The sequence below is a fragment of the Achromobacter sp. ACM04 genome, assembly GCF_014851465.1.
GTDB lineage: Bacteria > Pseudomonadota > Gammaproteobacteria > Burkholderiales > Burkholderiaceae_B > Achromobacter > Achromobacter aegrifaciens.
Map to the genome: position 1 here is coordinate 245,779 of NZ_JACUZS010000001.1, position 15,630 is coordinate 261,408.

A 15,630-nucleotide genomic window follows, 5' to 3' on the forward strand; every position below is an offset into this window, starting at 1 on the left:
GTCATAATGCCCAGGCAGTATATGGCTGTCAACGCCAAACCGGGGGCGGCCGCGCACCCCTGCCTTGAGAATTCCGCGATGAACACCGTCGAACACATAGCCCAGCAGTTGCAGGCCCGCATCCGCCAGCGCGATTGGGCCGAGGCCGGCAAGCTGCCGGGGCAGCGCCAGCTGGCCGAGGAACTGGGCGTAAGCCGCGCCTCGTTGCGCGAGGCCATCACCATGCTGGAAGGGCTGGGACTGCTGCGCAGCGAAGCCGGCCGCGGCGTGTTCATCGCCCGGCCCGGCGAAAAAGGTCTGGGCAGCGCCTACGGCCGCTGGCGTTTCCAGGGCCGCTATGCCTTGCGTGATGTCTATCTGGTGCGCAACCAGCTGGAGGAGCTGGCAGCCGGCCTGGCCGCGGGCGTCGTCACCCAGGCGGGGCTGGCCCGCCTGCGCGCCACCATCACGCACATGGAACAGGCCGCCGACGCCGGCGACCTGGTGGCCATGTCGGAAGGCGACCGCGCCTTCCACGCCTGCCTGTACGAGATCGCCGGCAGCCCGATGTTGCTGGACCTGGCCGAGAACATCGCGGAAGTGGTGGACGGCAGCCGGCAGGTCGCGTTCGCCGATCCGGCGCGCGTGCGCGAGCCCATCTACGAACACGCGGCCATCATCGACGCGCTGGCTACCGGTTCGGCCGACGCCGCGCGGCGCGCCATGCGCGCCCACATCTGCAACGTGGCCGACCGCGCGGGCCTGTCGCTGACGATCCCCGGCGCCTGAGTCTCCCTACCGCTGTCCGTCATGCACGGACACGGCTTCCTTGGTCAGCCCGCCCAGCCGCGAATGCACCCGGCCGCCCGTGCCCATGACCAGGGCGAACAGGATCTCGTTGGCGCGCGGCGCATCCTGGATGCCGATCTCGATGCTGTTGAAGTGGCTGCGCACATACGAAGCGTGGATGTAGTGCACCGGCACCATCATGCGGTAGCCGGCTACGGCCACGGCCTTGACGGCGGGCACCATGGCGCGGGGTTCGCCCAGCACGCTGCGCATGGCCCAGCCGCCGGCCTCGTGCCAGACCGCGCCGTGCTCCATTTCACCGTCCAGGCCGACGATGGCGGCCTTGCTGTAGACCTCGATCTGGTCCTTGCCGCCCAGCGTCTCGACCAGCTCGGTCGCCAGCAGCGTGCCCAGGCTGCGCAGTTCGGCCATGAAGGGCATCAGATCCGGCTCGTAGCGGCCGGCGTAGGGATTGCGGATGACGGCGCAGGACGCCGCCAGCTTGAGTGGCCTCTCGGGCGCCGGGCCGTTCTCGTGGTAGGTGGTCTCGAGGATGAGGCAGCGTTTGCGGATATCGATCAGCGACATGCGGGGAATTCCTGGTAGCAGTTGAAAGAGGAGGTTCTATTGCGGCGGAATGCCGGTTTCCTTGACGATGGCCGCCCATTTGTCGATCTCGGCGCGTACGAAGCCGCCGAATTCGGCCGGGGTCTGCTGCTTGACGGTCAGGCCCTGGCGCTCATAGGTCTGCTTGAGTTCGCTGTTGGCCAGGGCCTTGCCCAGCGATTGCGACAGGCGTTCCACCACGGGCGCGGGCAGGCCGGCCGGACCCATCAAGCCGAACCACACGGTCAGATCGAAGCCGGCGGCGCCGGTTTCATTGAGCGTGGGGATGTCCGGCGCCAGCGGAAAGCGTTCGGGAGTGCTGACCCCGTAGGTCTTGACCTTGCCGGCGCGCGCCTGCTGCAGGCCGTTGGCCAGATCGGTGAAGGTGAGGTCGACGGTGCCGCCGATGACGTCGGTGAGCGCCTGCGGACCGCCGCGGTAGGGCACCGGCGTAACGTTGATCTTGCCCATGGACGCCAGCTTGGCGCCGAACACCTGCGCGCTGCCCGAGCCGTAGGCATAGGTCAGCTTGCCGGGATGCTGGGCGCCATAGGCAAACAGATCGGATACCTTGCTGCCCGGCATGCGCGGCGAACCCACCAGCAGATAGGGCGTTTCGGCGACGGCGCCGATGGGCGCGAGGTCGGTGGCGGGGTTGTAGGGCAGGTCCTTGAACAGGCTCACGCCGCTGGCCGCCGTGGACACGCCCACCACCACCAGGGTGTAGCCGTCGGGCTTGGCGCGGGCCACGTCATGGGTGCCGATGATGCCGTTGGCGCCGGGCTTGTTTTCCACCACTACCGGCTGGCCAAGATCGTCGGCCATGGCTTTGCCCAGGCTGCGGGCCACCACGTCGGTGATGCTGCCTGGCGGGAAGGGTACGACCATGCGGATGGGATGGTCGGGGTAGCCCGCGGCGCCGGCGGGCGCGAGCGGCGCGCCCAGCACCAGCGCCAGCGCAAGCGCGGCGGCGGATCGTTTCATGCTTGTCTCCTGTGGATCTCGTTATCGTTGGCGTCCGGCGCTTCAGGCGGGAGCCGGGGTTTCCAGGCGCTGCAGATAGCGGTGGATCTCGGTGTTGTCCACGCCGGCCGGCATGTCTGCAAGCGCGCGCTGCCATAGCGCCGTGCACAGCGACAGCTGCGAGGCCGGAACGCCGGCCAGGGCCTGCAGCGCATCGGCGGTGCGCAGGTCCTTGGCCATCAGCGCCAGGGCAAAGCCACCGTTGTAGGTGCCGGGCACGATGAACTGGCGCAGCTTGGTTTCGGTGGCGACGTTGCGGCCGCTGGAGGCGTTGAGCACATCGGTGAACACTTCCAGGTCCAGGTCCATGCGCTGCGCGATCAAGAGCGCTTCGCTGGCCGCCAGCAGGCCGGCCGCGTAGACGTAGTTGTTCAGCGCCTTCATCGCATGGGCGGAGCCCACGGCGCCGGTGTGGATGAGGGACGCACCCATGCGCGAGAGCAGGGGACGCACCCGCGCCAGGCCGTCGGCATCGGCGCCCACCATGATGGCCAGCGTGCCAGCGGCCGCCTTGGCCACCGCGCCCGACACCGGTGCGTCGATGAGCGTCACGCCCGCCGCGCGCAATAGCGGCGCCAGCCGCAGCGTTTCGGCCGGGTTGGACGAACCCATGTCCAGCAGCACGGAGCCTGGGCGCATCACGCTTGCCAGTCCATGCTCGCCTTCGATCACCGCGTTGGTGATGGCGCTGTCGGGCAGCATGGTGATGACCACGTCGCAGGCGGCCAGCGCCGATAGGCCGGCGGCCGGCCTGAGCGTCTGGTTCCAGGCGGGGTGCCCGGCCAGGCGCTCCAGGCGCGCGGGATCGCGGTCATACGCCAGGATGTTGTAGCGCTCCTCGCCGCGGGCGAGGTTTTCCAGCATGGGCAGACCCATCATGCCCAGGCCCACGAATCCTACTGTGAGAGTCATGCATTCCCTTTATCGAATCGTCCTGGAAAGCGCGCCAGGAGCCATCTGGGATGCTAATGAAAGCGCCATTTCAGCGCTTATGCTAAGTTGGCCAGGGGTTATAACAAACGATTATCGAGTCAGCCATGCGATTCAAACTCAGGCAGATGGAAGCGTTCCGGGCGGTGATGCTGACCGGTTCCATGAATGGCGCGGCCAAGCTGCTGTTCGTGTCGCAGCCCGCGGTCAGCCGTCTCATCGCCCATACCGAGCAAAGCCTGGGCCTGCAGCTGTTCGAGCGCGACAAGGGCAAGCTCACGCCCACCCCTGAAGCGCAGCGCCTGTTCCAGGAAGTGGGACCGCTGTTCGACGAGGCCCTGCGCATCGACGAACTGGCGCGCGACCTGGCCGAGCGGCCGGAGGGCGCGTTGACCCTGTGTTCCAGCCCCAGCCTGGCGCTGAACTTCGTGCCGCCGGTGATCGCGCAGTACATGGAGCTATACCCCAACGTCAGGCTCAAGTTCCACACCACGCTGCTGTCCGACATGGCGCATGAGCTGCTGGGACGCAAGGCGGAACTGGCCGTGTCGGTGCTGCCGATAGACCATCCCAATCTGGTCGTGGAGCCGCTGGCCACGGGCGAGATGGTCTGCATCCTGCCGCAAGGCCATCCGCTGGCCGCAAGGCGGGCAGTCAGCCTGGCCGAGCTGGCCGGGTGCCGGCTGATCCTCTACAACCGCAACATCCCGTTCGGGCAGTTGGTGGCAGCGGCCTTCCAGCGCGCCGGCGTCAGCTGGAATCCGGCCGTGGAAATCGTGCGCGCCGAGCTGGCCTGCGCCCTGGTCCGGGTCGGCGCGGGCGTGGCCATCGTCGACGAGTTCTCGGTCGGGCAGCAGGGTTGGCCCGGCGTGGTGACGCGGCCGCTACGCGAGTCCATCCCGCTGTCGCTGAGCCTGGTGCGTTCGCGCTTCGAGCGCCCCAGCCGCCAGGTGCAGCGCTTCGTGCGCCTGATCAAGGAGCACGCGCGGACCTCGCGCAAGACGGGCCGCGTTCGGCCAGCGGCGTAGCCGGCATCCGCAGGGAACGGACAGCCGGCGCATTTTCCGGACACGCCTGTTGGACCTGGCGCAAGCTTGCCTCGAATAAGCGCAGTTTGCGGATAGCGTCGGCCGGATCCGGCTAACGCGGGCCAGGCGCGCCACGCCAGTATTCGCCTCACTCAATCAGCCAACGGCGAGGTGATGCGATGAAGGGTCTGGACAATAAAGTGGCCATCGTGACCGGCGGCGCCACGCTGATCGGCGCGGGCGTGGTCGCCACGCTGCGCGCCTACGGCATGCGTGTGGCGCTGTTCGATATCGACGCGGCCGGCGGCGAACGCGTGGCCGCGGCCGATCCGGCCGGCACGCGCTTCTGGCCGGTGGACATTGCCGACGACGCGCAACTGGAGCGCGGCGTGGCCGACGCCGCGGCGCATTTTGGCCGCATCGATTTCCTGGTCAACCTGGCCGCGACCTATCTGGACGACGGCGCCGCATCGGGCCGCGCCGATTGGCTGCGCGCGCTCGACGTGAACGTGGTCAGCGCCGTGATGGCCGCGCGCGCGGTCCATCCCCATCTGCTGGCCGCTGGCGGCGGGGCCATCGTCAATTTCACCAGCATTTCGTCGCGCGTCGCGCAGACCGGGCGCTGGCTCTATCCGGTGTCCAAGGCGGCGCTGCTGCAAGTCACCCGCAACATGGCGATGGACTATGCCGCCGACGGCATCCGCGTCAACTCCGTGTCGCCAGGCTGGACCTGGTCGCGCGTGATGGACGAGCTGACGCAGGGCGACCGCGCCAAGACCGACCGGGTGGCCGCGGACTACCACCTGCTGGGCCGCGCCGGCGATCCGGCCGAAGTGGCCGAGGTGGTCGCCTTCCTGCTTTCAGACCATGCCAGCTTCGTCACCGGCGCCGACTACGCGGTGGACGGCGGCTATTCCGCCATGGGTCCCGAACAGGCCAAGCCCGCGATTCCGCGCCTGGCCGCCTAGCCAAACAAAGGAGAACAAACATGCGTCGAATCGCGATCGTGGGTGGAGGGCAGGCCGGCCTGCCCTTGGCGTTGGGACTGCTGGAAAAAGGTTATGAGGTGACCGTCGTCACCAACCGCGAACCGGACGACATCCGCCGCGGCAAAGTGATGTCCAGCCAGTGCATGTTCGATGCTTCGCTGCAGGTCGAGCGTGACCTGGGCCTGAACCAGTGGGAGGCGGAATGCCCGACCGTCGACGGCATCGGCCTGGCGATCCCGCATCCGGAGCGGCCCGGCCACAAGCTGATCGATTGGGTGGCGCGCCTGGACCGGCCCGCGCAGGCGGTGGACCAGCGCATCAAGATGCCGGCCTGGATGGAGCTGTTCGCGGCACGCGGCGGCCGGCTGCTGATCCAGGACGGCGGCGTGGCCGAACTTGAACTGCTGGCCGCCTCGCATGACCTGGTGCTGCTGGCCGCGGGCAAGGGCGAGGTGGTCAAGCTGTTCGAGCGCGATGCGCTGCGGTCGCGCTTCGACCGGCCGCAGCGCGCGCTGGCGCTGACCTATGTGCACGGCATGCGCCCGGTGCCGGATCATTCTCGCGTCGCCTTCAACCTGATTCCGGGCGTGGGCGAGTACTTCGTGTTCCCGGCGCTGACCATCAGCGGTCCCTGCGAGATCATGGTGTTCGAGGGCGTGCCTGGCGGGCCGATGGATTGCTGGCGCGACATCAAGTCGCCGCAGGAGCATCTGGCGCAAAGCCTGCATATCCTGCACAGCTATCTGCCCTGGGAGGCCGAGCGCTGCAGCGCGGTGGAGCTGACCGACGCCAACGGCATCCTGGCCGGCAGCTTCGCGCCCACGGTGCGCAAGCCAGTGCTGACCCTGCCGTCGGGCCGGCTGGTGTTCGGCCTGGGCGATGCGGTGGTGACCAACGACCCTATCACGGGGCAGGGCTCGAACAACGCCACCAAGGCCTGCGCCGTGTACCTGGACGCCATTCTGGCGCATGGCGACGCTACGTTCACGGCCGAATGGATGCAGCGCACCTTCGAACGCTTCTGGGACTACGCAGGCGCGGTGGTGGAATGGACCAACTCCATGCTGCTGCCGCCGGCGCCGCACCTGCTCAAATTGCTGCAGGCCGCGGACCACACGCCGGCGATCGCCAGCACCATCGCCAACGGCTTCAACCATCCGCCGTCGCTCTATCCCTGGTGGGGCGACGCCACGGCCTGCGAGGCTTTCATCGCGGCGCAGCCGGCGCGGGCGGCGGCATGAAGCCCGATTGCGCAGCGGGCCTGCCCCTGGACTGGGGCTGCACCGATCTGCATCCCAAGGTCCTGCGCGGCGTGTTAGGCAGCTATCCGACCGGTGTGGCCATCGTCGCCACGCGCTGTCCGGACGGCCGCCGGGTCGGGCTCACCATCAACTCCTTCGCCTCGCTGTCGCTGGACCCGCCGCTGGTGTTGTGGAGCCTGGTGAACCATTCGCCCAACCTGGCGGCGTTCCGCGATTGCAGCCACTTCACCATCAGCGTGCTGGCCTGCGGCCAGGAAGAGTTGGCGCTGCGTTTTGCCAGTTCTTCTGTTCCGGACAAGTTCGCGGGAGCGCCCGTGCACGACGTGCCGGAAGGCGTGCCCGCCATCGAAGGGGCGGTGGCCACCCTGGTCTGCGCCAACGACCAGCAAAGCCCCGCGGGCGATCACCTGCTGCTGTTCGGCCGGGTGCTGCGCGTGGCCAGCGTGACGGCCACGCCGTTGGTGTTCCATGCAGGGCGCTTCACTGCGTTGAGCGCCGCATAGGGCTCGCACGCGATTCCTTTCAATGTCCACGGGCCCGGGCGGCCTGTTTTCCCATCGGAGCGCATCATGCCCCTGGAGTCAGAGGCGCAGGTCATCATCGTCGGCAGCGGCATGAATTCGCTGGTCTGCGCGGCCTTGCTGGCGCAGCGCGGGAAGTCCGTGCTGGTGCTGGAACGCAACGACAGGCTGGGTGGCTGCATCCGCACCGAGGAGCTGTTTCCCGGCTACCGCCACGACGTGCTGTCCTGCTGGTATCCGCTGTTTGTCGGCAGTCCCGCCTATGCGGCGCTCAAACCCGCGTTGCAGGAAGCCGGACTGGAATTCATGCAGGGCGAGTACGCCACCGGGCTGGTGCTGCCCGACGGCTCGGGCCTGGCCTTGAAGCAGGATGTGGCGGACAGCGCGCGGCGGCTGGATGCCTGGGCGCCCGGCGATGGCGCAGCCTTCGGCGCCATGGCGCAGCGCCTGTTCGGCGAGGACGCGGCGCTGACCTTCGGCCTGCTGGGCCAGAATCCCTACGGCGCGGGCATGCTCAAGCTGCTATTCGGCGAATGGCGCAAGCGCGGCATGGACGGCCTGGCCGCCTTTGCCGCCGACTCGATGGAGAGCTTTCGCCGCTGGTCCGAACGCGCGTTGCAGTCTGATGCCGCGCGTGCATTGATCGCGCCCTGGGTACTGCACACCGGCCTGGGTCCGGACGACGCCTGTTCCGCGCTGATCGGCAAGCTGACCTTTGCCGCGGTCGTGGCCGGCGGCATGCCGGTGGTCAAGGGCGGCGGCAGCGGCGTGGTGGACGCGCTGGCCGCCGTCATCGAACGATACGGCGGCCGCCTGCAGACCGGCGCCGAGGTCGAACGCATCATCACAAGCGGCCAGGGCAAGCGGCGCCGCGCGGTGGGCGTGCTGGCGGGCGGACGCGAATATCGCGCGACAGTAGCGGTGGTCTGCAATGTGACGCCCGGCCAGTTGTACGGCCAGTTGCTGCCCAATGCGCCGCCCGCCGTGCGCGAACGCGCCGCTGGCTATCGCTACGGCCGCGGCGGCATGCAGATCCATTTCGCGCTGAATGCGCCGCCGGATTGGCTGACGCCGGAATTGCGCCACGTGCCGCTGGTGCATCTGACCGAGAGCATGGAACAGGTCTGCGCTTCGGTGACCGAGGCCAACAACGGCCTGCTGCCCGCGCGCCCCACGCTGGCCATCGGCCAGCCCGTCGCGGTCGACCCGACGCGTGCGCCGCCGGGCGGCTGGATCCTGTGGGTGCAGATGCAGGAACTGCCGGCGCGGATCAAGGGCGATGCCGCGGGCGAGATCGCGGCGCCTGCCGACGGCCGCTGGAACGAGGCCGTGCGCGAGGCAATGGCCGACCGGGTGCAGGCGCGCATGGAACGGGTGATGCCGGGCCTGGCGCGGCGCATCGTCGGCCGGCGGGCGTACTCGCCGGCGGACCTGGAAGGCCTGAACCGCAACCTGGTGGGCGGCGACCCCTATTCGGGCGTGTGTTCGCCCGACCAGTTCTTCTGGCTGCGGCCCTTCGCCGGAAGCCAGGGTGCGCGCGGCCACCGCACGCCGCTGCGCAATCTCTTTCACATCGGCGCCGCCACCCACCCGGGCCCCGGCCTTGGGGGCGGTTCCGGCTATCTCGTCGCACAACAAATAGGCAGGAGGGGAACATGAACGGACACCTGAAAATCCGGCGGCTTGCTGGCGCCTTGGCATTGGCGCTGGCTGGCACGGGAGCCCAGGCCACGGAGGGCGGCGGCCTGGGCATCTATCCGGACGGACTGGAGAACTTCATGTCGGGCGCGCTGCCTCCGCCCGGCGTGCACATGCTGGTCTATGCCGGCGGGGCGCGCTACGACACGCTGCGCGGCAACGACGGCCAGCGCGTGCCGGTGCCCGGCTTCAAGGTGGACGTCAATGTGCTGGCGCCGCGCCTGATCTGGGTTACGCAGCAGCAGGTCATGGGCGGCCAGCTGGCCTTCCACGCCATCGCGCCGCTGCTGGACGTGACCGCCAAGGCTGCTGGGCAACGCAACCGCAGCACCGGCCTGGGCGACATGACGCTGGGCGTGGCGCTGGGCTATCACCCGTCCGAAAGCCTGCACTACGTGGTGGGATTAGACATGTACGCGCCCACCGGCGAATACGACCGCAAAGACCCGTCCAGCCTGGGCAAGAACTACTGGACCGCGCAGCCGGTGTTCGCCCTGAGCCGCATCAGCCCGGACGGCTTCAACGCCGACCTGAAAGTCATGTACGACTTCAACTTCACCAATTCCGCCACCGATACGCGTTCAGGCCAGGCCCTGCACGCCGACTACGCGCTGGGCTGGGGCGTGGGCAAGGGCTGGGTGCTGGGGGTGGGCGGCTACGCCTTCCAGCAAGTCACCGACGACAGCGGCCCGAACAGCGCCGCCGGCCGCGCCCGCGCTTTCGGCTTCGGTCCCTCGGTGCGGTACATGAATGAAAAAGGCTGGCTGTTCACGGCCAAATGGCAGCAGGACTTCAAGGTCAAGAACCGGCCCGAGGGCGCGCAGCTGTATGTGAAGTTGGGGATACCGTTCTAGGTCTGGCGGCTGCACTGGAAGGCCCTGGCTGTCCGTCTCTGCGGGGCTGTCCTGCTGGTATCGTTGCGCTGTCGATGGGACGGGGCAGGGACATGAATCTGTACGAAGCGATACGCTGGGGCAACGAATCCGAGGACCCGTACACTGGCGGTCCGGATGGCGCGGATACCTGTTTCCTGGTGCGGGCGGAATCGGTCGAGGAGGCTGGACGGCTTGCGGATGCGGCATTGCGCGGCGCCCGGTGCGGGCTGGCGGACTGGACCCAGGTTCTGCACTTGCTCGGCACGGAACAGGCCACGGACAGTGAACCTCGAATCTTGCGTGGACCCTATTTGCAGCACGCCTACCGGCATGGTTGGCGTCTCTGGAACCGGGCCGAGGCGGCGGCGCCATGGGTCGAACAGCCCTAGGCGACGGGCCGTTCGGCGGGCCGGCTGCTTGCCTTGCCCCTGGAGTCCTTGGACGGCAAACCGAACAAGCTGGGCCTCGTCGAGGGAGTCCTCGCGCTCGCGGAACAATGCAGGCGTTGTTGGGATGCAACTGCAGGCCCGCTCCCACGGGGGTTTTCGCGCCTCGCTCACCATTCCGGCTGACGGTGGAATAGCATCCCGCGTGGAGATATCCGCGCCGGCGAGCGCTTACGGGGAAAACGATGAAAAGAACAGTTTCGGCGTTGGCGCTTTGCTTGTGCGGCGGACTTGCCGTGGCACAGAACACGAGCAGCAGCTTTGAAGTGCAGGAGCCAATGCGTAACTCCTTGGGCTTTCCAATGGGTAGCGACGGCGGCCAGGAGTGGCTGGGCGACAAGGCGGTCGCGCACATGGGTTTCATTGCAGCCTGCAGGCTGTACCCGGCAGACGGGCCGGAGGTCCAGGGGATGGTGGCCATGGCCCTGGCCCAAGCGAGCCTGGGCATGGACCTGGCCCGCGCGCCGACAGACCCGGCCGCGCTGCGCGCCAGGCTCGCCCAGCGCTTGAATTCCCAGGAAGGGCGCAAGGACGCGGCGGAAAAAATCCAGGCCATGCGCAAGCGCGTCTTGGCCGAGCAGGCGCATGCGGGCAAGCTGATAGACGCCTCCGTGGCTTTTACGGGCAAGAATGCGAACCCCTGCGAGCTCGAGCGCTACTACGCGCGTCAATTCCTGACACAGCACAAGGACGGCGCCATGAAGGCCGCTCCCAGGATCAATCAAATCGCGCGGGAGGTCATGGCGCAGGACTCCTCTGCCAAGGCCAAGCCGGCTGCGCCAGCCCGACCCTGAAGCGCCGCCGCCTCACCCGCGTCGCCGCAAACTCTGGCTGGGACTCACGCCGTAGCGTTCCTTATATCCGGCGCTGAAGCGCCCCATGTGCGCGAAGCCCCAGCGCAGCGCCACCCCGGCGATGTTGCGGGTCTCGCCCGAGATCAGTTCCGCATGCGCGCGTTCCATGCGCAGGTCGCGCAGGTAATGCATGGGGCTCACGCCCAGGAATTCCTTGAACCCCGCGTACAGGCTGCGCACGCTGACGCCGGCGATGCGCGCCAGCTGCTCGGCCGTGACCGGTTCGTGCGCATGCGCCTGCAAATAGTCCTGCACGCTGCGCACGTGGCGCGGCAGCACTGCGCCACGCCGGCCGGGCAGGGCGCCGGTGTAGTTGTGGGGCTGGGCCGCCAGCAAGGTGGCGGCGACCAGCTGTTCCATCTGATGCACGATGAGCTTGTGCTCGGCCAGGTTCGCGTGCTGGGTGGAGCAGTCCAGCAGATAGCTCATCAGGCAGCGCCAGGCCGGGCATTCGCGCCAGCGGAACCCCAGCTGGAAGCGCAGCGGCCGATCCAGCGCGCAGCCCAGATGGCCCACCAGGATGCGTTCCAGCAGCGAGCGGCCCACGCGCAGCATGAACTGGTCGTTGTCGTCGGCCCAGCGCATGGCCAGGTCGTCGTCCGGGCTGACGACCGACGCGACCTCGGGCGTCGAATCCACTTGCTGCGGGCCGCTGCTGATGCGGGCGCAGCCCGACAACGGCATCTGCACCAGGAAGAAGTCCTCGAGCGGACCGGGACGGATTTCGACGTTGGCACCATAGCGCAGGCGATTCAGCGAGACCTCGCCCAGCGGCTGGTGGTGCATGCGGGCGTCCAGGCGCTGCAGCGCGCCGACCACGCCCAGGTGGTGCGGACGCATCACGCGGCCGACCATGGAGCGGGCTTCGTCCAGATCGCCGGAGGCGAACAATTGCTGCGCCGGCAGGCCCAGGACCGACTCGATCCGCGGCGCGGCCGGCGGCCAAGTCGTGCTGGTGGCGGACTGCATCGTGTCGAGCATGGGGAAACTCCACTGCCGGGGCCTTGAAGGCTTTGATAGTAAAGCTGCGCCGGACAGGGCGGACTGGTGGAAAACCCGTCCAGAGGAGGCCGGACCTATCCGATTTTGGCGTCGGCTATCCGACATGCGCAGAAAACCTCTTGCAAGCGTATATTGACAACCGGTTTCCAATATTGGAAACTGGTTGTCAATTAGGCAATGCACAGGAGGCCAGAAATGAATCCAACCAAGGAAGAACGGCTCACCGGGGTGATCCTGACCTTGTTCCAGTTGAACGGCGCGCTGCTTGACTGGGGCGACGCCTTCGTCGCGCCCGAGGCGCTGACGAGCGCCCGCTGGCAGATGCTGGGCGCCCTGGCGCTGGCGGGACAGCCTCTGAGCGCGCCGCAGGTCGCCGCCGCGATGGGCGTGACGCGCCAGGGCGCGCAGAAGCAGCTGAACCTGCTGTCCGAGGCGCAACTGGTGGAGGTCCGCCCCAATCCGCAGCACAAACGCTCGCCGCTGTACCAGCTGACCGATGGGGGGCGGCGCGTCTATGGCGCCATCGACGCGCGCTGGAAGGAGCGCGCGCGCCAACTGGCCGGCGGCTTCAGCGCCGCTGAACTGGAAACGGCGGGGAGGGTGCTGGCGGGCCTGCTGGCCGCGCACGTTCCCGCGCCACCGGAGCAAGATCATGAAACATAGAATCCATGCCGCTGCCGCCCTGTTGACGCTGCTGTTTCTGGCGGCGTTTTGGATCTCGACAGTGGCGTCCGAACTGTTCCTGGCTGCATCCGCGGTGGCCCAGGTCAAGCTTGCCATCGCTTATGCGCTGTTGGGTTTCGTGCCCGTCATGATGCTGACCGCCGCCAGCGGCTTCCTGATGGGCGGCAAGGGCAGGCATCCGCTGCTGTTGGCCAAGCGTAGACGCATGCCCTTCATCGCGGCCAATGGTTTGCTGATTCTGGTTCCCGCGGCGGTGTTCCTGGCGCTGCGCGCGCAGGCGGGCTTGCTGGACGGGGTGTTCTACGGGGTGCAGGTCTTGGAGCTGGCGGCAGGCGCGGCCAACCTGGCGCTGATCGGACTGAACATCCGCGACGGCCTCAGGCTGGGCCGCTTGCGGCGGGGCGCGCAAGAACAGGGCCGGTCCTAGCGTCCCGCCCCGCTGCGCGGGACGAGAGGCCAGCCGGCCCTGTTGCCTCAGTGCATCTTGCCGTAGCGTCCGGCGTTGAAGTCCTGGATCGCTTCGACGATTTCCGCCTGCGTGTTCATCACGAAGGGGCCGTAGCCGACCACCGGCTCGTCGATGGGCTCGCCGCTCAACACCAGGAACACCGCGTCGTTGTTGGCTTCGACGGTGATGTCCTCGCCCTCCAGGGAGAACAGCGCCAGCTGCGCATCACGCGCCACGGTTTCCCCGTTGACCAGCACCGTGCCGCGCAGAACGACCAGCATGCTGTTGCGGCCTTCGGCGACGGGGAAGGTCGCCGACTTGCCGGCGGCCAGCCTCACGTCCCACACGTCCATCGGCGTGAAGGTGCGCGCCGGTCCCGCGTGACCCGCGTAGTTGCCCGCGATCACGCGCAGCTTGCCCGCACCGTCCGGCAGGTCCACCGTCGGGATGTCCGCGTCGAGGATGCCCTGGTAGCCGGCCGGCGCCATCTTGTCCTTGGCGGGCAGGTTGACCCAGAGCTGCACCATTTCCAGCTCGCCGCCCTTGCGGGTGAAGGCGTGGGAATGGAACTCTTCATGCAGGATGCCGGAGGCCGCCGTCATCCATTGCACGTCGCCGGGACCGATGACGCCGCCGTTGCCGGTGGAATCGCGGTGCTCGACTTCGCCGCTGTAGACGATGGTCACGGTTTCAAAGCCGCGGTGCGGATGCTGCCCGACGCCGCGCGGATGTTCGGCCGGCTCGAACTGCGCCGGGCCGGCGTAGTCCAGCAGCAGGAACGGGCTGGTGTTCTTGCCTTTGTCGTTGTAGGAGAACATGGAGCGCACCGGGAAGCCGTCGCCCACCCAGTGGGGACGGGGGCTGGCATGCAATCCGAGGATCTTCTTCATGGTCGTATTTCCTGTTGCGCGGCCCCAGCGGGGCCGTCCGTCATGATTAATAAGATAAGGGCGCCACCTCTTCGGCGGTAGTCCCTGGCATTGATAAGCACTGTTCCATGGATCGGACAGTGGAGGCGGAACTCGCGGCTGGCGTATCCTTTGGGCATGGAAGACGGCATGCGCACGGCCCAGGCGGGCGGCAATAACGATCAGGTCCAGGGCTTCGCCCCGGTGGCGGGGGCTGGCGCGCGCGTGCTGGTGCTGGGTTCGATGCCCGGCGTGGCATCGCTCAGGCAGGGCCGTTATTACGCCCATCCGCGCAACGCCTTCTGGCCCATCGCGGCCAGCGTCTTCGGCTTCGATCCCGGCCTGGACTATGCACAGCGCCTGCTGGCCCTGCAGGCTGCCGGCATCGCCTTGTGGGACGTGCTGCAGGCCTGTGAACGTCCCGGCAGCCTGGACGCCGATATCCGTGGCGACACCCTGGTCGCCAATGACTTCGCCACCTTCCTTGAACGCCACCCTGGCATCGTCCGGGTCTGCTTCAACGGCGCCAAGGCCGCGGCGATGTACCGCCGCCACGTGCTGCCCGGACTGGCCGTCCCATTGGAATACATGGATTTGCCGTCGACCAGCCCGGCGCATGCGGCGGCCTCGTTCGAGCACAAGCTGGCCGCCTGGGGCCGGGCGCTCAAGGTCGAGGATTGACGGATTGGGTTGCGGACCGGCTCCGGGTTTACGCTTATCCGTCCCCGGTTTGATCCTTATCAAGTCTCTATATAACTCCAAGTGATAAGTTAATTCCCGTAACAGAATTAACGCTTGGAGAAGCACTATGAGTACCCCCGCCAGCCCCCCGGAACCGCCACTCCCGGGTAAACGTGGCTTCCTGAAGGGCTTATTGGGGTTGGGGGCCGCGGCCACCGTTATTCCCATCCGCGCCGAGGCCACCGGCATCAACGGCCAGCCGCCGCGCCGTCCGGGGATGCCGGGCAAGCGCTACGGAATGGTGGTCGACATGCGCAAGTGCATCGGTTGCCAGTCCTGTACGGTCAGCTGCTCCATGGAGAACCTGCCTCCCATCGGGCAGTTCCGCACCACCGTCCTGCAATACGAAGTCCTGCCCGACGCCGGCGGCCCCGCCTCCATGGTGATGCTGCCGCGCCTCTGCAACCATTGCGACAACCCGCCTTGCGTGCCCGTCTGTCCGGTGCAGGCCACCTTCCAGCGCGAAGACGGCATCGTGCTGGTCGATAACGAGCGCTGCGTGGGCTGCGCCTATTGCGTGCAGGCCTGTCCCTACGACGCCCGCTTCATCAACCACGAAACGCAGACCGCCGACAAATGCACGTTCTGCGAGCACCGTCTGGAAGCCGGGCTGCTGCCGGCCTGCGTGGAAAGCTGCGTGGGCGGCGCGCGCGTCATCGGCGACATGAATGATCCCGACAGCGCCATTTCCAAGCTGCTGGTCGAGCACAAGCAGGACATCAAGGTGCTCAAGCCCGAAATGAAGACCGATCCCCACGTCTACTACATCGGCCTGCCCGATGCGTTCGTCCACCAGGTCGACGGCCAGGCCGGCGTGCGGCTGGCTGGCGGTCATTGAGCCATCGAA

The 15,630-nt window shown here is 67.7% G+C and carries 18 protein-coding genes; 13 read left to right on the forward strand and 5 right to left on the reverse strand.

Going from position 1 to position 15,630, the window contains the following annotated elements; all coding sequences use genetic code 11:
• Positions 1 to 78 precede the first annotated feature (78 nt).
• The gene (locus tag IB259_RS01300; protein WP_054459156.1) at positions 79 to 768 is read left to right on the forward strand and encodes a FadR/GntR family transcriptional regulator; all 690 of its coding nucleotides are present in this window, start codon (positions 79 to 81) and stop codon (positions 766 to 768) included.
• Positions 769 to 774: 6 nt separating this feature from the next.
• On the opposite strand, the gene IB259_RS01305 is transcribed toward IB259_RS01300, so the two are convergent.
• Genes IB259_RS01305 through IB259_RS01315 form a run of 3 tightly spaced genes read right to left on the reverse strand, consistent with a single transcriptional unit; the run spans position 775 to position 3,309 of the window.
• Entirely contained in the window at positions 775 to 1,356 is a 582-nt protein-coding gene (locus IB259_RS01305) for an amino acid synthesis family protein (protein WP_054459160.1), read from the reverse strand.
• A 36-nt stretch (positions 1,357 to 1,392) separates the two neighbouring features.
• Positions 1,393 to 2,358 (reverse strand): tripartite tricarboxylate transporter substrate binding protein, encoded by a 966-nt coding sequence (locus tag IB259_RS01310; protein ID WP_125473136.1) that lies wholly within the window; start codon positions 2,356 to 2,358, stop codon positions 1,393 to 1,395.
• Positions 2,359 to 2,400: 42 nt separating this feature from the next.
• A complete protein-coding gene (locus IB259_RS01315) occupies positions 2,401 to 3,309 on the reverse strand; it encodes an NAD(P)-dependent oxidoreductase (RefSeq protein ID WP_054459162.1) in 909 nt (302 codons plus the stop codon).
• Positions 3,310 to 3,434: 125 nt separating this feature from the next.
• Here IB259_RS01315 and IB259_RS01320 point away from each other — a divergent pair, with 125 nt between their 5' ends.
• From IB259_RS01320 to IB259_RS01355, 8 genes are all read left to right on the forward strand, one after another.
• A complete protein-coding gene (locus tag IB259_RS01320) occupies positions 3,435 to 4,355 on the forward strand; it encodes a LysR family transcriptional regulator (RefSeq protein WP_192327163.1) in 921 nt (306 codons plus the stop codon).
• A 179-nt stretch (positions 4,356 to 4,534) separates the two neighbouring features.
• Positions 4,535 to 5,323 carry an SDR family oxidoreductase gene (locus tag IB259_RS01325; protein ID WP_054459169.1) on the forward strand — a complete coding sequence of 263 codons (789 nt, stop codon included), beginning with the start codon at positions 4,535 to 4,537 and terminating at the stop codon, positions 5,321 to 5,323.
• A gap of 20 nt (positions 5,324 to 5,343) precedes the next feature.
• Complete coding sequence (locus tag IB259_RS01330; protein ID WP_192327166.1) at positions 5,344 to 6,585, forward strand: styrene monooxygenase/indole monooxygenase family protein; 1,242 nt, start codon at positions 5,344 to 5,346, stop codon at positions 6,583 to 6,585.
• Positions 6,582 to 7,109: a flavin reductase family protein gene (locus tag IB259_RS01335; protein WP_054459173.1), complete on the forward strand. Its 528-nt coding sequence runs from the start codon at positions 6,582 to 6,584 to the stop codon at positions 7,107 to 7,109. The genes IB259_RS01330 and IB259_RS01335 overlap by 4 nt, the downstream gene beginning before the upstream one ends.
• A 66-nt stretch (positions 7,110 to 7,175) precedes the next feature.
• Positions 7,176 to 8,786: an NAD(P)/FAD-dependent oxidoreductase gene (locus IB259_RS01340; RefSeq protein ID WP_192327169.1), complete on the forward strand. Its 1,611-nt coding sequence runs from the start codon at positions 7,176 to 7,178 to the stop codon at positions 8,784 to 8,786.
• On the forward strand, positions 8,783 to 9,679 hold the full coding sequence (locus IB259_RS01345; RefSeq protein WP_054459177.1) for a transporter: 897 nt from the start codon (positions 8,783 to 8,785) through the stop codon (positions 9,677 to 9,679). Before IB259_RS01340 ends, IB259_RS01345 begins: the two co-directional genes overlap by 4 nt.
• 92 nt (positions 9,680 to 9,771) lie before the next feature.
• Entirely contained in the window at positions 9,772 to 10,089 is a 318-nt protein-coding gene (locus IB259_RS01350) for a hypothetical protein (RefSeq protein ID WP_054459217.1), read from the forward strand.
• Positions 10,090 to 10,424: 335 nt separating this feature from the next.
• The gene (locus IB259_RS01355) at positions 10,425 to 10,940 is read left to right on the forward strand and encodes a hypothetical protein (protein WP_156337485.1); all 516 of its coding nucleotides are present in this window, start codon (positions 10,425 to 10,427) and stop codon (positions 10,938 to 10,940) included.
• A gap of 12 nt (positions 10,941 to 10,952) precedes the next feature.
• Here the strand turns inward: IB259_RS01355 and IB259_RS01360 are convergent, their stop codons facing one another.
• Positions 10,953 to 11,981 (reverse strand): AraC family transcriptional regulator, encoded by a 1,029-nt coding sequence (locus tag IB259_RS01360; protein ID WP_175182193.1) that lies wholly within the window; start codon positions 11,979 to 11,981, stop codon positions 10,953 to 10,955.
• A gap of 216 nt (positions 11,982 to 12,197) precedes the next feature.
• Between IB259_RS01360 and IB259_RS01365 the strand changes: the two genes are divergently transcribed.
• On the forward strand, positions 12,198 to 12,665 hold the full coding sequence (locus IB259_RS01365) for a MarR family winged helix-turn-helix transcriptional regulator (RefSeq protein WP_054459184.1): 468 nt from the start codon (positions 12,198 to 12,200) through the stop codon (positions 12,663 to 12,665).
• Positions 12,655 to 13,113, forward strand: a complete 459-nt coding sequence (locus IB259_RS01370; protein ID WP_166738438.1) for a hypothetical protein — start codon at positions 12,655 to 12,657, stop codon at positions 13,111 to 13,113. The genes IB259_RS01365 and IB259_RS01370 overlap by 11 nt, the downstream gene beginning before the upstream one ends.
• 47 nt (positions 13,114 to 13,160) lie before the next feature.
• Here IB259_RS01370 and IB259_RS01375 read toward each other — a convergent pair whose 3' ends face one another.
• Positions 13,161 to 14,024, reverse strand: a complete 864-nt coding sequence (locus tag IB259_RS01375; protein ID WP_119451825.1) for a pirin family protein — start codon at positions 14,022 to 14,024, stop codon at positions 13,161 to 13,163.
• Positions 14,025 to 14,192: 168 nt separating this feature from the next.
• On the opposite strand from IB259_RS01375, the gene IB259_RS01380 reads away from it, so the two are divergent.
• Positions 14,193 to 14,723 carry a DNA-deoxyinosine glycosylase gene (locus tag IB259_RS01380; RefSeq protein WP_119451840.1) on the forward strand — a complete coding sequence of 177 codons (531 nt, stop codon included), beginning with the start codon at positions 14,193 to 14,195 and terminating at the stop codon, positions 14,721 to 14,723.
• 127 nt (positions 14,724 to 14,850) lie between these two features.
• Complete coding sequence (dsrO, locus tag IB259_RS01385; RefSeq protein WP_054459191.1) at positions 14,851 to 15,621, forward strand: sulfate reduction electron transfer complex DsrMKJOP subunit DsrO; 771 nt, start codon at positions 14,851 to 14,853, stop codon at positions 15,619 to 15,621.
• The last annotated feature ends 9 nt before the right edge of the window (positions 15,622 to 15,630 follow it).

What these genes read in the sequence shown, in the direction of transcription:
- IB259_RS01355 (WP_156337485.1), top strand. Translation starts at nt 10,425, where the DNA reads ATGCGTAACTCCTTGGGCTTTCCAATGGGTAGCGACGGCGGCCAGGAG.
- IB259_RS01335 (WP_054459173.1), top strand. Translation starts at nt 6,582, where the DNA reads ATGAAGCCCGATTGCGCAGCGGGCCTGCCCCTGGACTGGGGCTGCACC.
- IB259_RS01360 (WP_175182193.1), bottom strand. Translation starts at nt 11,981, where the DNA reads ATGCTCGACACGATGCAGTCCGCCACCAGCACGACTTGGCCGCCGGCC.
- IB259_RS01350 (WP_054459217.1), top strand. Translation starts at nt 9,772, where the DNA reads ATGAATCTGTACGAAGCGATACGCTGGGGCAACGAATCCGAGGACCCG.
- IB259_RS01300 (WP_054459156.1), top strand. Translation starts at nt 79, where the DNA reads ATGAACACCGTCGAACACATAGCCCAGCAGTTGCAGGCCCGCATCCGC.
- IB259_RS01380 (WP_119451840.1), top strand. Translation starts at nt 14,193, where the DNA reads ATGCGCACGGCCCAGGCGGGCGGCAATAACGATCAGGTCCAGGGCTTC.
- IB259_RS01370 (WP_166738438.1), top strand. Translation starts at nt 12,655, where the DNA reads ATGAAACATAGAATCCATGCCGCTGCCGCCCTGTTGACGCTGCTGTTT.
- dsrO (WP_054459191.1), top strand. Translation starts at nt 14,851, where the DNA reads ATGAGTACCCCCGCCAGCCCCCCGGAACCGCCACTCCCGGGTAAACGT.
- IB259_RS01340 (WP_192327169.1), top strand. Translation starts at nt 7,176, where the DNA reads ATGCCCCTGGAGTCAGAGGCGCAGGTCATCATCGTCGGCAGCGGCATG.
- IB259_RS01315 (WP_054459162.1), bottom strand. Translation starts at nt 3,309, where the DNA reads ATGACTCTCACAGTAGGATTCGTGGGCCTGGGCATGATGGGTCTGCCC.
- IB259_RS01365 (WP_054459184.1), top strand. Translation starts at nt 12,198, where the DNA reads ATGAATCCAACCAAGGAAGAACGGCTCACCGGGGTGATCCTGACCTTG.
- IB259_RS01345 (WP_054459177.1), top strand. Translation starts at nt 8,783, where the DNA reads ATGAACGGACACCTGAAAATCCGGCGGCTTGCTGGCGCCTTGGCATTG.
- IB259_RS01320 (WP_192327163.1), top strand. Translation starts at nt 3,435, where the DNA reads ATGCGATTCAAACTCAGGCAGATGGAAGCGTTCCGGGCGGTGATGCTG.
- IB259_RS01375 (WP_119451825.1), bottom strand. Translation starts at nt 14,024, where the DNA reads ATGAAGAAGATCCTCGGATTGCATGCCAGCCCCCGTCCCCACTGGGTG.
- IB259_RS01310 (WP_125473136.1), bottom strand. Translation starts at nt 2,358, where the DNA reads ATGAAACGATCCGCCGCCGCGCTTGCGCTGGCGCTGGTGCTGGGCGCG.
- IB259_RS01305 (WP_054459160.1), bottom strand. Translation starts at nt 1,356, where the DNA reads ATGTCGCTGATCGATATCCGCAAACGCTGCCTCATCCTCGAGACCACC.
- IB259_RS01330 (WP_192327166.1), top strand. Translation starts at nt 5,344, where the DNA reads ATGCGTCGAATCGCGATCGTGGGTGGAGGGCAGGCCGGCCTGCCCTTG.
- IB259_RS01325 (WP_054459169.1), top strand. Translation starts at nt 4,535, where the DNA reads ATGAAGGGTCTGGACAATAAAGTGGCCATCGTGACCGGCGGCGCCACG.